Origin of the sequence: Nocardioides sp. AX2bis (assembly GCF_902506435.1) — a bacterium.
Lineage (GTDB): Bacteria > Actinomycetota > Actinomycetes > Propionibacteriales > Nocardioidaceae > Nocardioides.
The window spans coordinates 3408151-3422455 of sequence record NZ_LR733215.1 but is presented as its reverse complement, the minus strand read 5'-3'; the positions used below and the strand labels follow the sequence as shown (position 1 = coordinate 3422455).

Sequence of the window (14305 nt, the reverse complement as noted above, 5' to 3'; positions counted from 1 at the left end):
TTGGGCAGGTGAGCGAGACCGTCTTCACCTACGCCGCCCCCGCCCTGAAGTTCGGCCCGGGCGCCTCCGCCGAGATCGGCCACGACCTCGGGCAGTACGGCGCACGCCGCGTGCTGCTGGTCACCGACCCGGGCGTCGCGGCCACCGGCCACCCCGACCGGATCGCCGAGGGGATCCGCGCCACCGGCATCGAGGTCGTCGTCTTCGACCAGGCCCACGTCGAGCCGACCGACGTCTCCCTGCGCGAGGCGGTCGAGTTCGGCCGGGACGCCGGCCCGTTCGACGCCGTCGTCGCCGTCGGCGGCGGGTCGGCGATCGACACCGCCAAGGCGGTCAACCTGCTCACCACCAACCCCGGCGAGCTGATGGACTACGTCAACGCCCCGGTCGGCAAGGCCCTCGCGCCCGTCAACCCGCTGCTGCCGCTGGTCGCCGTCCCCACCACCACCGGCACCGGCAGCGAGAGCACCACGATCTGCGTGCTCGACGTGCTGTCGCTGCACGTCAAGACCGGCATCAGCCACGTCGCGCTCCGCCCGCGCCTGGCCGTGGTCGACCCGTCCCTGACCGCGACCCAGCCGGCCATGGTCACCGCGGCGTCCGGGATGGACATCCTGTGCCACGCCCTGGAGAGCTGGACCGCGCGCTGGTACGCCGACTTCGACGCCAAGACCCCCGAGCAGCGGGTGCCGTACTGCGGGGCGAACCCGGTCGCCGACATGTGGTCGGAGAAGGCGATGTCGCTGCTGGCCGGCGCGTTCCGCCGCGCCGTGCGCGACCCCGAGGACCAGGTCGCCCGCGAGCAGATGGCGATGGCCGCGACCTTCGCCGGCCTCGGGTTCGGCAACGCCGGTGTCCACATCCCGCACGCGAACGCCTACCCGATCGCCGGGCGCGTCCGCGACTACCGGCCCGCGGGCTACCCCCAGGACGAGGCGATGGTGCCCCACGGCATGGCCGTCTCCCTGACCGCGCCGGCGGCCTTCCGGTTCACCTTCGACGGCGACCCCGAGCGGCACGTGCGCGCCGCGCGGCTGCTCGAGCCCGACCTGTCCGCCGACGAGCGCGGTCCCGACGCGCTGCCGGGCGTGCTGACCCGGATCATGCACGACATCGGGATCCCCAACGGCCTGTCCGAGATCGGGTACGGCGCGGCCGACGTCGACGGGATCGTCGAGGGAGCGCTGCAGCAGCAGCGGCTGCTCGCCACGGCCCCCCGCCCGGTCACCGGCGAGGACCTCGCCGGCGTCGTCGGCGGCTCGATGGAGCTGTGGTGACCACCGTCGACCTGCCGACCGCCGGCACCACCGACGCCGCGGGCAGCGACGTCGCGGCCGCCCTGCGCGCGCGCGGCGTCAGCGACGTCGACGACTCGGCGCTGACCCGCTCGCTCTACGCCGCCGACGCCTCGCTCTACCGCGTGGTCCCGCAGGTCGTCGCCCGGCCGCGCCACGTCGACGAGATCGACGCCGTCCTCGACGCCGCCCGTGCCACCGGCGTCCCGGTGACGATGCGGGGCGCCGGCACCTCGATCGCGGGCAACGCGGTCGGGCCCGGGATCGTGGTCGACACCGGTCGCCACCTCAACAACATCCTGAGCCTCGACCCCGAGGCGCAGACCGCCACGGTGCAGCCCGGCGTGGTGCACGCCCGGCTCCAGGCCCGCGCCCACGAGCACGGCCTGCGCTTCGGTCCCGACCCCTCGACCCACACCCGCTGCACGATCGGCGGGATGATCGGCAACAACGCCTGCGGGTCCCGCGCCCTGGGCTACGGGCGCACCTCCGACAACGTGGTCGGCCTCGACCTGCTCACCGGCGCCGGCGAGCGGGTGCGGGTGCGTGACGGCGTCTCCCTGGACCACCCCGACGGCAGCGACGTCGAGCGCCGCCTCGCCGCGATCGTCGACGCCGAGCTGGCCCACGTGCGGCAGACGTTCGGCCAGTTCTCCCGTCAGGTCTCCGGCTACGCCCTCGAGCAGCTGCTCCCCGAGCGCGGCCGCCGCCTCGACCGCCTGGTGACCGGCTCCGAGGGCACCCTGGCCCTGGTTCGCGAGGCCACGGTCTCCCTGGTGCGCGACCACCCCGAGCGGCTGCTGCTGGTCCTCGGCTACGCCTCGATGATCGACGCCGCGGACGCCGTACCGACCCTGCTCGCCCTCGGCGCCGAGCGCGGCGCGGGCACGCCCGACGACCGGGCCCGCCTGGTGGCCTGCGAGGGCCTCGACTCCCGCATCGTCGACCTGGTCCGCGCCCGCCACGGCAGCGTCCCCGACCTGCCTCGTGGCGGCGGCTGGCTCTTCGCCGAGGTCGCCGGCGAGGGGGCCGCCGACCTCGTCGCCCGCCTGCGCGCGGAGTCCGGCGCACTGGAGTCCCGGCTGATCACCGATCCCGGTGAGACCACCGCCCTGTGGCGGATCCGCGACGACGGTGCCGGCCTCGCCGCGCGCAGCCTGACCCGCCCCGCCCACGCCGGGTGGGAGGACGCCGCCGTGCCGCCCGAGCACCTCGGGTCCTGGCTGCGCGACTTCGACGAGCTGCTGCGCGAGCACGGGCTCGACGGGGTGCCCTACGGCCACTTCGGCGACGGCTGCGTGCACGTCCGCATCGACTTCCGGTTCGAGGACGGTGGGCGGTCCTTCCGCGAGTTCCTCGAGGCCAGCGCGACCGGCCTGGTGAAGTACGGCGGCTCGCTGTCCGGCGAGCACGGTGACGGCCGGGCCCGCTCGGCGCTGCTGCCGCTGATGTACGACCCGCACACGATCGACCTCTTCGGTGCCGTCAAGCACGCCTGCGACCCCGACGGCCTGCTCAACCCGGGCGTCCTGGTCGACCCGCGGCCGGTCGAGGCCGACGTGCGCCCGGCGCGCCCCCGCACCCGGGTGAACGCGGGCCTGCGGCTGCTGCACGACGGGGGCGACCTCGCCGCGGCCGCGCACCGCTGCACCGGCGTCGGCAAGTGCGTCGCCGCGTCGTCCACGGGCGTGATGTGCCCGTCCTGGCAGGCCACCCGGGATGAGAAGGACAGCACCCGGGGCCGCGCCCGCGTGCTCCAGGAGGCCCTCGACGCCGGCCCCGGGGGCACGCTCACCGGCCTGCGGGACCCTGCCCTCCACGAGGCGCTCGACCTCTGCCTGTCCTGCAAGGGCTGCGCGTCGGACTGCCCCACGGGCGTGGACATGGCGACGTACAAGTCTGAGGTGCTGCACCAGACCTACCGCGGCCGCACCCGCCCGCTGAGCCACTACACCCTCGGGCGGCTGCCGACCTGGCTCGGCCTGATCGGCAAGGTGCCCCCGCTCGCACCTGCGCTGAACGCCGCCGGCCGCTTCGCGCCCACCGCACGCCTGGCCACCGCCGCCGCGGGCGTGGACCACCGCCGCTCGCTGCCCACCGTGGCCGGGCGCAGCCTGCGCCGCACCGCGCGAGAGGCCCCGGGGGGCACCGGCACGCCCGACGTCTGGATCTGGGCCGACTCGTTCACCGACCAGCTCTCGCCCCACACCGGCCAGGCCGCCCTGGCACTGCTGCGGGCCGCCGGCCTGCGGGCCGAGGTCATCCCCGAGCCGGCCTGCTGCGGTCTCACCTGGGTGACCACCGGCCAGCTCGACCAGGCCCGCAAGATCGTCGGGCGGACCGTGTCGACCCTCGCGGCGTACGTCGGCTCCGGCGTCCCCGTGGTCGGCCTCGAGCCGTCCTGCCTGGCCACGCTGCGCTCGGACGTGGAGGAGCTCGTGGACTCCCCGGAGGCCACCACGGCCGCCCAGGGCGTCCGCACCTTCGCCGAGGTGCTCACCGACCTCGCCGACCAGGGCCGGCTGACGCTCCCCGACCTGTCCGAGGTCGAGGTGCTCGTCCAGCCGCACTGCCACCAGGCCTCGATCCTCGGTTTCGACGCCGACAAGGCGCTGCTCGAGCGCTGCGGCGCCGCGGTCACCGTCGTGCCCGGCTGCTGCGGCCTGGCCGGGAACTTCGGGATGGAGAAGGGGCACTACGAGACGTCGGTCGCGGTCGCCGAGACGCACCTGCTGCCCGCCGTCCGCGCGCGGGGCACGAAGGTGGTGCTGGCCGACGGGGTCTCCTGCCGCGTCCAGCTCGACGACCTCGAGCAGCTGCGGGCGCTGCACCTCGCCGAGCTGCTGGCCTTCGGTGTGCCCGCGGACCAGTCCACCGCCCGCCCGTCGCGCCGACCCCGCCTGCGCGGGCTGCGCAACGGCCGGGGCAGCGACCGGGGCAGCGACCGGGGCGGGCGGTGAACCCGCGCCGCCGCCGCCTCGTCATCCCCCTGGCCCTGGTCGCGCTGCTGCTGGTCGTCGTGGTCTCCGCCGTGATGGGGAGGTTCTGAGGTGGCCGAGCCGCTGCTGCGCGCGCTGGAGCGGGTGCGCGCCGACGTCCTGGACCCGGACGCGCTGGTGCGGGCCGTGCTGTCCGGCCGCCGCCGCGGCCAGGCGCCGCCGCCGTGGCGACGCGTCGAGCTGCGCTGGGTCGACCTGCGCGCCGGCCGGCGGCTCCAGGCGACGGCCTACGACGCCACCCAGGCGCACACCAGCAACCACGAGCCCGGGCCGGCCGCCGAGGAGGCCGTCGACGCCCTCCTGGCGCAGGGGTACGGCAACTGGCTGGTCGAGACGACGACCCAGACCTACCAGGGCCGGGCGACCAAGAAGCTCGAGGCGCTGGTGAGCACCGAGCGGCGCGAGACCCCGGTCGAGGTCGACCGCGGCCACGACCGCGACAAGGCACGGCTGCTCGACGACGACGACCCGGTCTTCGCCGCGCTCGGGATCACCGACGAGCGGGGTCGGGTCAAGCCGACGCGGGTCGCCAAGCACCGGCAGGTCGAGGAGTTCCTGCGGCTGCTGGAGACCACGGTCACCGACGCCCTCGACAAGGGGCACCTGCGCCGCCCGACCGTCGAGGAGCCGCTGCGGGTGGTCGACCTCGGGTGCGGCAACGCCTACCTGACCTTCGCCGCGCTGCGCTACCTCGCCGGCGTGCGGGGCCTGCCGGTGGTCGTCACCGGGGTCGACGTCAAGGAGCAGTCCCGCGAGCACAACACCGCCGTCGCGGAGCGGCTGGCCGCCGCCGGTGCGTTCGGTGACGGCCGCGCCGACTTCGTGGTCGGCAGCATCCAGGACGTGGTCCTGGACCCCGCGCCGGAGGTGGTGCTGGCCCTGCACGCCTGCGACACCGCGACCGACGACGCGCTGGGCCGGGCCGCGGCCTGGGAGGCGCCCGTCGCGCTGGCTGCGCCCTGCTGCCACCACGACGTGGCCGCACAGCTGCGCGCGGCGGCGACCCCCGCGCCGTACGCCGCCCTGACCCGGCACGGGATCCTGCGCGAGCGCTTCGCCGACACCCTCACCGACGCCCTGCGCGCCTCGCTGCTGCGCCTGGAGGGCTACCGGGTGGAGGTCGTGGAGTTCGTCGGCAGCGAGCACACGCCGCGCAACACGCTGCTGCGCGCCACCCGCACCGGCGCCGCGGTGGGGGGCGAGCAGCGCGAGGAGTACGACGAGCTGGTCAGGACCTGGGGCGTGCGTCCGCGGCTGGGCGAGCTGCTGGCGCACCGGCCGGGCTGACCGCGCGACCGCGACCGAGGAGCGCGTCCAACGAGAGCCGGCCCGGGCCGACCGCCGCCAGGACCAGGGCGAGCAGCCCGATCACGGCGACCAGCTCGCCACCACCGTCGCTGGCCAGCACCCCGGCCCCGCGGTGGGCGAACCACCACGCCCCGGCCATCACCGCCGCCACCAGCACGCCCGCGACCGGGGTCAGCAGGCCCAGCAGGAGCAGCAGGCCGCCGCCGAGCTCGACGCCCGCGGCCACGGTGGCCGAGACCCCCGGCAGCGGGACCCCCATCGCGGCGAACCCGTCGGCGGTGCTGGCCAGGCTGTTCGTGGACCACTTCTGCCAGCCGTGGGCCACCAGGACCACGGCCAGCCCGACACGGGCCAGGAGCAGGACGACATCGCGGACGACGGGGGGTGCGGGGGAGACGAGGGGGCGGAGCCCGCGCCCGGACCGGCCCCGGGCCCCGCCCCGCGCCGCAGCCTGCGGCCCCTGCTGCTCCGCCTGCACTTCTACGCCGCCCTGCTGGTGGCCCCGTTCCTGCTGGTCGCCGCGGTCAGCGGCGGCCTCTACGCCGTGAGCCCCCAGATCGAGCGCGTCGCGTACTCCGACGTGCTCACCACCGACGCACGCGGACCCGCCCTGCCCCTGGACGAGCAGGTGGCGGCCGCCCGGGAGGCCGAGCCCGACCTGCCGCTGCTCGCCGTCCGCCCGGCCGACGGCGAGGGAGCCACCACCCGCGTCCTGCTGGACGCCGGCGAGACGGCCGAGAGCCGCAGCCTGGCCGTCTTCGTCGACCCGGTCGGCGGCGAGGTGCTGGGCGAGGAGACGGCGTACGGGTCCTCCGGCTCCCTGCCGGTGCGCACCTGGATCAGCGAGCTGCACCGCCACCTGCACCTCGGCGAGCCCGGGCGGCTCTACTCCGAGCTGGCGGCCTCGTGGCTGGGGGTGATCGCCCTGGCCGGGCTGCTGCTCTGGTGGACCGGGCGCCGTGACGGCTCCCGGCTGCGGCCGCGGCGCGACGGCAGCGCCCGCCGGCGTACCCGGTCCTGGCACGGCGCGCTGGGCACCTGGGCCTTCCTGGGCTTCGCGATGCTCGCGGCCACCGGCCTGACCTGGTCGACCTACGCCGGCGCCCACGTCACCGAGCTGCGCGGCGCGCTGAGCTGGGACACCCCGCAGGTGGTGGCCGACCTCGGCGCCGCCCAGGCCGACCCCGAGGGACACGAGGGCCACGAGGGCCACGAGGGCCACGAGGGCCACGGCGCGGCGGCGGAGGCCGGGGCGGCCCCGCTCGACGACTCCCCCGGCGTCGGCTACCAGGCCGCGGTGGACGCGGCCCGCGCCGTCGACCTGGTCGGCCCGCTCGAGGTCGCCGGCCCGACCACGGCCACCGGCACCTACGTGGTGCAGGAGCTCGACAAGTCCTGGCCGACGCAGGCCGACGCGGCCGCGATCGACCCGGCCTCGGGCGAGGTCGCCGACGTGGTCCGCTTCGACGACTACCCGGTCGCGGCCAAGCTGGCGCGCTGGGGCATCGACCTGCACATGGGCCTGCTGCTCGGCTGGGTCAGCCAGGTCGCGCTCCTCGTGCTGGCCGGCGTCCTGGTCGCGATGATCGTCACCGGCTACCGGATGTGGTGGCAGCGGCGGCCCACGCGGGGCCACCTGCTGCGGATGGGCCGGCCCGTACGCCGCGGCGCCTGGCGCTCCCTGCCACCGGTGGCGACCGGTGTCCTGGTGGTCGCCGCGGTGGCCGTGGGGTGGGCCCTGCCGGTCCTGGGCGTCAGCCTGCTGGGGTTCCTGGTCCTCGACGTGGCGGTCGGGCTGGGTGCGCGCGTCAGGCGGGGGTCATCGGACGGCGCAGCCGCTTGACCACCCACACGATCGCGGCGAGCACCACCACGACGATCACGATGCGCTGGAGCCAGCCGACGACGGGCTCGACGCGGTACCACTGCTCGCCGAGCAGGTAGCCGGCGAGGATGAACGTGGTGTTCCAGATCAGGCTGCCCAGCGTCGTCAGCACGACGAAGAGGGGCAGGGGCATCCGCTCGACCCCGGCCGGGACCGAGATCAGGCTGCGGAAGATGGGGATCATCCGACCCAGGAAGACCGCCCACCGCCCGTGCCGGGCGAACCACGCCTCCGTGCGCAGGAAGTCGTGGTCGTCGACCAGCGGCAGCCGCTGCCAGATCGCGAAGGTGCGGTCCCGGCCGAGCGCGGCGCCGAGCCAGTACAGGACCAGTGCGCCGGCCAGCGAGCCGACCGTGGTCCAGGCGATGGCACCGGTCAGCGACAGCGAGCCCTGGCTGGCGGTGAACCCCGCAACCGGCAGGATCAGCTCGCTGGGCAGCGGGGGGAAGAGGTTCTCCAGGGCGATCAGCAGCCCGGCCCCGAAGGCGCCGAGCTGCTCCATCACGTCCACGGCCCACCCGGCGACCCCGCCGAGCTCGGCGGGGTCCTCACCCCCGCCCGCGGCAGCGGTCAGCAGGGCAGCGGTGAGGGTCGGCACGGTGGAAGCCTAGGAGACGGTGGGGCACCCGCCGTTCAGGGCCGCGGGATCTCCCACCCGAGCAGCGCGGCGACCTGTCCCGGCAGGTCCATCGGGCTGAACGGCTTGGACAGCACCCCGGCCACGGCCAGGCCGTCCCACGGCTGACGAGGCCCGACCCGGCTCTTCGCGGTCAGCAGGATGACCTGGATGTCGCGCGTGGCCGGGTCGTCCTGCAGGTGGCCGAAGGTCGTGATGCCGTCCATGTCGGGCATCATCAGGTCGAGCAGGATGGCGTCGGGCTGCTGGTCGCGCGCGATGTCGATCGCCTCGCGCCCACGGGCGGCCTCCAGGACGTTCCAGCCGCCGACCCGGGCCAGCGAGATCGACGTCACGACGCGCACGTCCTCGTCGTCGTCCACCACGAGCACGGTCGGCATCGCGTCCTCCAAGTGCCCCGGGCAGACCCGGGGTGGCTGCTGCGCCGAGGATACCCCCCGGGGGCCGTTGCCCCGCCCGGGACCTAGGTCAGTCGTGGTCCGTGCATCTCGACCGCGGAGTAGAGCTGGGTGTCGACCGCCTCGACGGTGCAGTCGGCGTGGTGGTGCAGGAGCGCGGTGATCATGGTCGAGAAGCCCAGGACCCGCTCGTTGTAGGCGCAGACGTCCCACCCGCACACCCCGCGGGCGTCGCGGACGTGCTCGATGACCTCCTCGATCATGCTCTGGAAGACCCTCGAGCGCCGCTGGTCGGGCGTGACGAGGGTGAAGCCGAGGTAGAACACGGCGTCGCGTGCGGCGTGCTCGGGGTAGCGCGCCGCGAAGTACTGCGGGCTGATCCACGGCACCGTCTCGAGGTCGCGGGTCAGCGTGGTGAGGCCGACGACCTCGCCCGCGTCGTCGCGGGCGACGTACTTCATCACCCGCGGGTCGGCCATCTCCTCCACGAACTCCTCGCGGTGCAGGACCTGCCGGGCGACGGCGACCACGGCCATCGGGGCGAAGGTCTCGAGGTAGAGCCGCCAGAACCGCTCGGTGACGGCCTCGTCCATCGCCCGCTCGACCGCGATGCTGATCCGCTGGCCCGAGATCGTCCGCTCAGCCACGACGCCCCCAGCCCTGGACCTCGTAGGCCGCGACGGCGACGGCGCACACGGGGTCGTCGATGCAGTGGGCGCTGGCCACCGCGGTCCCGGTCTCGACGTCGTGCCACCCGCGGGAGGCGCAGAGGTCCTCCAGGCTGAGCGCGATCTGCGCGCGCAGGGCCTCCTCGCTGCCGCTGTGGTGCTCCACGAAGACGCCGCCCGTGGTGCGCCGGTCGACCGCCCACCCCAGGCCCGCCCAGACGACCTCGCCGTGCTGCTCGGCGCCGTCGCTGGCCAGCACGCACCACAGCCGGTCGCCGTGGTCGGCGCCGAGCGGCTCGTGCGCCTGCACGACCGTGCTGCGCTCGGGGATCACCGAGGAGAGCGTCACCAGGTTGAGGTCGGCCACGCCCGCCTCACGCAGGGCGGCGTCGAAGGCCGAGAGCCGGGTACGCCCGGTGCCGCTGCCGGTGCGCACGGTGATGCGAGGCCCGGCGGCAGCACGGCCGGCAGGAGGGGTGACGCTGGACAAGGAGCACTCCCGAGGGGGACGAGGGGGCCGGACACGGTCGGGCCCGGCGGGGTGAGACTGCCAGAGTCTCGTGGACAGGACTCACGCGGTCGCGGCGTCTCCCGCGTGCGAGGCCGCCGGCGCGGCCTGCAGGGACAGCGAGGCGGTGGTGCCGACGCCCAGCTCGCTCTCCAGCCACACGCGGCCACCGTGTCGCTCGACGATCCCGCGACAGATCGCCAGGCCGAGCCCGGAGCCGCCCTGCTGGCGGATGTCGGAGGAGTCGACCTGCTCGAACCGGTCGAAGATGCTCTCCATCCGGTCGGCCGGGATGCCGCGGCCGTGGTCGCGCACCCGCATCACGATGGAGTCGCCGTCCTGGACGGCGCCGAGCTCGACGACCGAACCGGGGTCGGAGAACTTGACCGCGTTGCCGATCAGGTTGGTCAGCGACTGCACGATCCGGTCGTGGTCGGCCAGCACCCGGGCCGGGCAGCCGGCGGTGCGCACCAGGCGTACCTCCCGGCTGGCGGCCAGGCCGGCCATCTCGCGGTCGGCGATGGCCAGCAGGTCGTCGACGTCGTGCGGGAGCACCTCGAGGGCCAGGCTGCCGGACTCGATCCGCTCGAGGTCGAGGATGTCGTTGATCATCCGGGTCAGCCGCTCCGAGCTCATCAGCGCCCGGTTGACCATGGCCCCGGCGGGCTCGGGCAGCTCCCCGAGCACGCCGCCCGCGAGCAGGCCGAGGGAGCCCCGGATCGAGGTCAGCGGGGTACGCAGCTCGTGGCTGACCACCGAGAGGAACTCGTTCTTCATCCGGTCGACCTCGCGGCGCTGCGTGACGTCGCGGAACACCACGACCCCGCCACGGACCTCGCCGGTCTCGGTGTCGACCAGCGGGCTGGCGGTGATCTCGACCGGGAACGTCCCGCCGTCGGCGCGGACGTAGAGGTCCTCCTCGCCGTTGCTGACGACCCGCTCGCGCACGGCCTCGGCGATGTAGCAGTCCGCGGCGGGGAACGGGATCCCGTCCTCGGCGGGCGCGTGGAAGAGCTCGTGGGCGGGGCGGCCGGTGAGGTCCTCGACGGCGTAGCCGAGCATGGTGGCGCCGGAGGGGTTGACGAAGGTGACCCGCCCCTCGGTGTCCACGCCGTAGATCCCGTCGGCGACCGAGGACAGCAGCACCTCGGTCTCGCGGCCCATCTGGCGCAGGTCGGCGGTGCGCTCACGGACGTCGTCCTCGAGGTTGCGCCGCAGGTGGCGGTTGTCGCGGGCGATCAGGCCCTGGCGCAGCCCGGCGCCCCCGATCAGGAACAGCCAGAGGGCGGCCTCGATGCTGAACAGCCCCTCGCCGCCCTCGCCGGTCACCTCGACCATGACCGCGACCAGGAGCACGCCGAACACGACGGCGGTGTCCCAGTCCTCCGCGCCCGCGACGCCCTCCTCGCGGGGCACCTCCCTCGTGCCGGTGGGCCACCAGGCGGCCAGGGCGAGGAGCAGGTAGCCGACCATCCAGCCCAGGTCCAGCGGCGTGCCGAAGGCGAACGTGCCGTCCTCGGCCTGGCGGACCGCGTAGCCGAGGTCGGTCATCGTGTAGACGATGAACCCCGCGGCCACCAGGCCGAGCGCGAACCGGTCCGGGCCGCGGGTGCGACGCAGCAGGATCAGCGCGACCGTGGCCAGCACCACGTCGAGCAACGGGATGACGACCCGGGACAGCACCTCGTCCGCCCCGACGTCGGCCTTGAGCTGGTCGTAGACCACGGTGGCCGCGATCATCAGCACCGCGGAGCCGAGGATCAGCCCGTCCAGGGCCATCACGGCGAGGTCGACGCGGCTGCGGGTGACCTGGGTGAAGTAGGTCAGGCTCGCGATCGAGGTCATCAGGGCGAGCGCGATGGCGACGTCGCTGGGGGCGAACGGGAGGCCGAGCGCGGGCCCGGAATCGAGCGCCGCCCCGAGGACGTTGCCGCTGATCGCCACCAGGCCGGCGAGCGCGAGCAGCCGCCAGGCACGCCGCCGCCCCCCGGTCGACCACCGGGCGCGCACGGCGGAGCTGGACGTGGCGAGCAGCCCGGTCAGCAGGAGGCCGACCGCGGACGTCGTCGCGCGGGCCCCCTGGTCGAGGGAGGACGTGAGCAGCAGCGTGAAGGTGAGGGCCAGGGCGATCGCGAGGACGCCGGCGACGACCAGATGGGTCCGTTGACGCCCAGCGGTGGGCGGACCGGACGGCATTCTCGCACCCTAGACGGGGCCCGGCCCGGCCCGAGGACTTTTGCGAAGACCCGGTTCCCGGGCCTCAGGCCACCGCGTCGCGAGCGGCGCGGACCACGGTCACGTACGACCAGGGCCGCGCCGGGCCCGTCGCCACGTAGGCCTGGTGAACGAGGTCGGGGACGAGCCCCGCGGCCCGGACCAGCGCGAGCACGTCCCGGGTCAGGTGGCACCCGCCGAAGGCTCGTCCCTGCAGCGGCTCGAGGCGCCGCTGCCAGCCCCGTACCCGTCGCCCCGGCGCCAGGCCGTGCTCGAGCAGGTGCAGGGCGCCGCCGGGCCGCAGCACCCGCCGCGCCTCGGCCAGGGCCCGGGCGGGGTCCGGGACGGTGCAGAGCGTGAAGGTGCACAGCACGGCGTCGTACGACCCGTCCGGCGCCGCGAGCCGCTCGCCGTCGAGACCGGTGCGAGCCACCTCGAGCGGCGCCGCCGCCCGTCTGCCGGCCGACCGCTCCCACGCCAGGTCGGCGGGCTCGACGGCGTCCAGCGCGGTGACGGCGGCGGGGAGGTGGGGGAGGTTGAGCCCGCTGCCGAACCCGATCTCCAGGACACGGCCGTGCAGCCCGGCGCAGGCGCGGGCCCGGAGGCGGCCGACCGGGGCGGCCGAGAGCGAGGCGTCGACCAGGCGCGGCACCACCTGCTCGGTCCACCAGCCCGCACCGTCGCGCACCACCCGGCCATGGTGGCAGCACCGCGGCCTAGGCTCCAGCGGTGAGCACCACCCTGGTCGCCAAGGGGCTGTCCGGCGGACACGCCCACCGCACCCTCTTCGAGGGCCTCGACCTGACCGTCGCCCCGGGCGACGTCGTCGGCGTGGTCGGTGCGAACGGGGCCGGCAAGTCCACCCTGCTCCGGCTGCTCTCGGGCCGCGACGCCCCCCTGGCGGGCACCGTCAGCACGGCCCCGTCGGACGCGTTCGTGGGCTGGCTGCCCCAGGAGCACGAGCGGCTGCCCGGGGAGACGGTCGGGCAGCACCTCGCCCGGCGTACCGGCGCCGCCGCCGCCACCGAGGCGATGGAGGCCACCGCCGCCGCCCTCGGCTCCGAGGTGCCCGGCGCCGACGACGCGTACGCCGTCGCGCTCGACCACTGGCTGGCCTCCGGCGCGCCCGACCTCGACGAGCGGGTGCCCGCGGTGCTCGGCGACCTGCGGCTCGACGTCGGTCCCGACGCGCTGATGACCTCCCTGTCGGGCGGGCAGGCCGCCCGGGTCGGCCTGGCGGCGCTGCTGCTGAGCCGCTTCGACCTGGTCCTGCTCGACGAGCCCACCAACGACCTCGACCTCGACGGCCTCGAGCGGCTCGAGCGGCTGGTCGGGGGCATGCGGGCCGGGGTCGTGCTGGTCTCGCACGACCGGGAGTTCCTCGCCCGCTGCGTGACGCGGGTGGTCGAGCTGGACCTCGCCCAGCACCAGGTGCGGGTCTACGACGGCGGGTACGACGCGTTCCTGGAGGAGCGCGCGGTGCACCGGCGGCACGCGCGTGCGGCCTACGAGCAGTACGCCGGGACCAAGGCCGACCTGGAGTCCCGCGCGCGCACGCAGCGGGAGTGGAGCTCGCAGGGCGTGCGCAACGCGATGCGCAAGAGCCCCGACAACGACAAGATCCGTCGTCGGGCGCAGAGCGAGTCGTCGGAGAAGCAGGGCCAGAAGGTCCGCCAGATGGAGTCGCGGATCGCCCGCCTGGAGGAGGTCGAGGAGCCCCGCAAGGAGTGGGAGCTGCAGTTCTCGATCGCCCGCGGCGCCCGGTCCAGCTCGGTGGTGGCCACGCTGGACCAGGCGGTCGTGCGCCGCGGCGACTTCACCCTCGGCCCGGTGTCGCTGCAGGTCGACGCCGGCGAGCGGATCGGGATCACCGGGCCCAACGGGGCGGGCAAGACGACCCTGCTCCAGCTCCTCCTCGGCCACCTCGCCCCCGACGGGGGCCGCGCCTCGCAGGGCGCGTCGCTCTCGGTCGGCGGGATCGACCAGGCCCGCGCCTGGCTCCCGGAGGACCAGACCCTCGGCGACGCCGCGGAGGCGGCGCTGCCCGACCTCTCCCCCGCCGAGGTCCGCACGCTGCTGGCGAAGTTCGGGCTGAAGAGCGACCAGGTCGCCGGTCAGGTGGCCCGACTCTCCCCCGGCGAGCGGACCCGGGCCGCGATGGCGCTGCTCCAGGCCCGTGCGGTCAACGTGCTGGTGCTCGACGAGCCGACCAACCACCTCGACCTGCCGGCGATCGAGCAGCTCGAGCAGGCGCTGGAGGCCTACGACGGCGCCCTGCTGCTGGTCTCCCACGACCGGCGGCTGCTGGAGCAGGTGCGCCTCGACCAGCACTGGCGGGTCGAGGGCGGCCGGGTCTCGACCGGCTGAGGGGTCGTGGGGGGGTGGGCAGCCTC

12 protein-coding genes are annotated in these 14305 nt (G+C 75.2%); 5 read left to right on the top strand and 7 right to left on the bottom strand.

The features are described 5' to 3' along the window. The first annotated feature begins 8 nt into the window (after positions 1–8). The 3 genes from GV155_RS16435 (at position 9) to GV155_RS16425 (ending at position 5581) form a co-directional block, all read left to right on the top strand. Entirely contained in the window at positions 9–1277 is a 1269-nt protein-coding gene (locus GV155_RS16435; protein WP_160009697.1) for a hydroxyacid-oxoacid transhydrogenase, read from the top strand. Continuing rightward, on the top strand, positions 1271–4255 hold the full coding sequence (locus GV155_RS16430) for an FAD-binding and (Fe-S)-binding domain-containing protein (RefSeq protein ID WP_160009695.1): 2985 nt from the start codon (positions 1271–1273) through the stop codon (positions 4253–4255). Before GV155_RS16435 ends, GV155_RS16430 begins: the two co-directional genes overlap by 7 nt. Positions 4256–4345: 90 nt before the next feature. After that, positions 4346–5581: a class I SAM-dependent methyltransferase gene (locus GV155_RS16425; RefSeq protein WP_160009693.1), complete on the top strand. Its 1236-nt coding sequence runs from the start codon at positions 4346–4348 to the stop codon at positions 5579–5581. Here the strand turns inward: GV155_RS16425 and GV155_RS16420 are convergent. After that, complete coding sequence (locus tag GV155_RS16420) at positions 5523–5936, bottom strand: DoxX family protein (protein ID WP_236554379.1); 414 nt, start codon at positions 5934–5936, stop codon at positions 5523–5525. The genes GV155_RS16425 and GV155_RS16420 overlap by 59 nt on opposite strands. On the opposite strand from GV155_RS16420, the gene GV155_RS16415 reads away from it, so the two are divergent. Beyond that, on the top strand, positions 5919–7445 hold the full coding sequence (locus GV155_RS16415; protein ID WP_236554378.1) for a PepSY-associated TM helix domain-containing protein: 1527 nt from the start codon (positions 5919–5921) through the stop codon (positions 7443–7445). The genes GV155_RS16420 and GV155_RS16415 overlap by 18 nt on opposite strands. Here GV155_RS16415 and GV155_RS16410 read toward each other — a convergent pair. The 6 genes from GV155_RS16410 to GV155_RS16385 all read right to left on the bottom strand — a co-directional run bounded on the left by GV155_RS16410 (position 7411) and on the right by GV155_RS16385 (position 12603). Beyond that, entirely contained in the window at positions 7411–8085 is a 675-nt protein-coding gene (locus GV155_RS16410; RefSeq protein ID WP_236554377.1) for a DedA family protein, read from the bottom strand. The two genes, GV155_RS16415 and GV155_RS16410, sit on opposite strands and share 35 nt — an antisense overlap. 35 nt (positions 8086–8120) lie before the next feature. After that, on the bottom strand, positions 8121–8504 hold the full coding sequence (locus GV155_RS16405) for a response regulator (protein ID WP_160009689.1): 384 nt from the start codon (positions 8502–8504) through the stop codon (positions 8121–8123). 83 nt (positions 8505–8587) lie between these two features. Continuing rightward, positions 8588–9169, bottom strand: a complete 582-nt coding sequence (locus GV155_RS16400) for a hypothetical protein (RefSeq protein WP_201300209.1) — start codon at positions 9167–9169, stop codon at positions 8588–8590. Beyond that, positions 9162–9626 carry a pyruvoyl-dependent arginine decarboxylase gene (locus tag GV155_RS16395; RefSeq protein ID WP_201300208.1) on the bottom strand — a complete coding sequence of 155 codons (465 nt, stop codon included), beginning with the start codon at positions 9624–9626 and terminating at the stop codon, positions 9162–9164. Before GV155_RS16395 ends, GV155_RS16400 begins: the two co-directional genes overlap by 8 nt. A gap of 135 nt (positions 9627–9761) precedes the next feature. Further along, a complete protein-coding gene (locus GV155_RS16390) occupies positions 9762–11894 on the bottom strand; it encodes a PAS domain-containing sensor histidine kinase (protein WP_160009685.1) in 2133 nt (710 codons plus the stop codon). Between the two features lie 64 nt (positions 11895–11958). Then, complete coding sequence (locus GV155_RS16385) at positions 11959–12603, bottom strand: class I SAM-dependent methyltransferase (protein WP_236554376.1); 645 nt, start codon at positions 12601–12603, stop codon at positions 11959–11961. A gap of 38 nt (positions 12604–12641) precedes the next feature. Here GV155_RS16385 and GV155_RS16380 point away from each other — a divergent pair, with 38 nt between their 5' ends. Then, positions 12642–14279, top strand: coding sequence for an ABC-F family ATP-binding cassette domain-containing protein (locus tag GV155_RS16380; protein ID WP_160009683.1), 1638 nt, complete (start codon positions 12642–12644; stop codon positions 14277–14279). Positions 14280–14305: the final 26 nt, after the last annotated feature.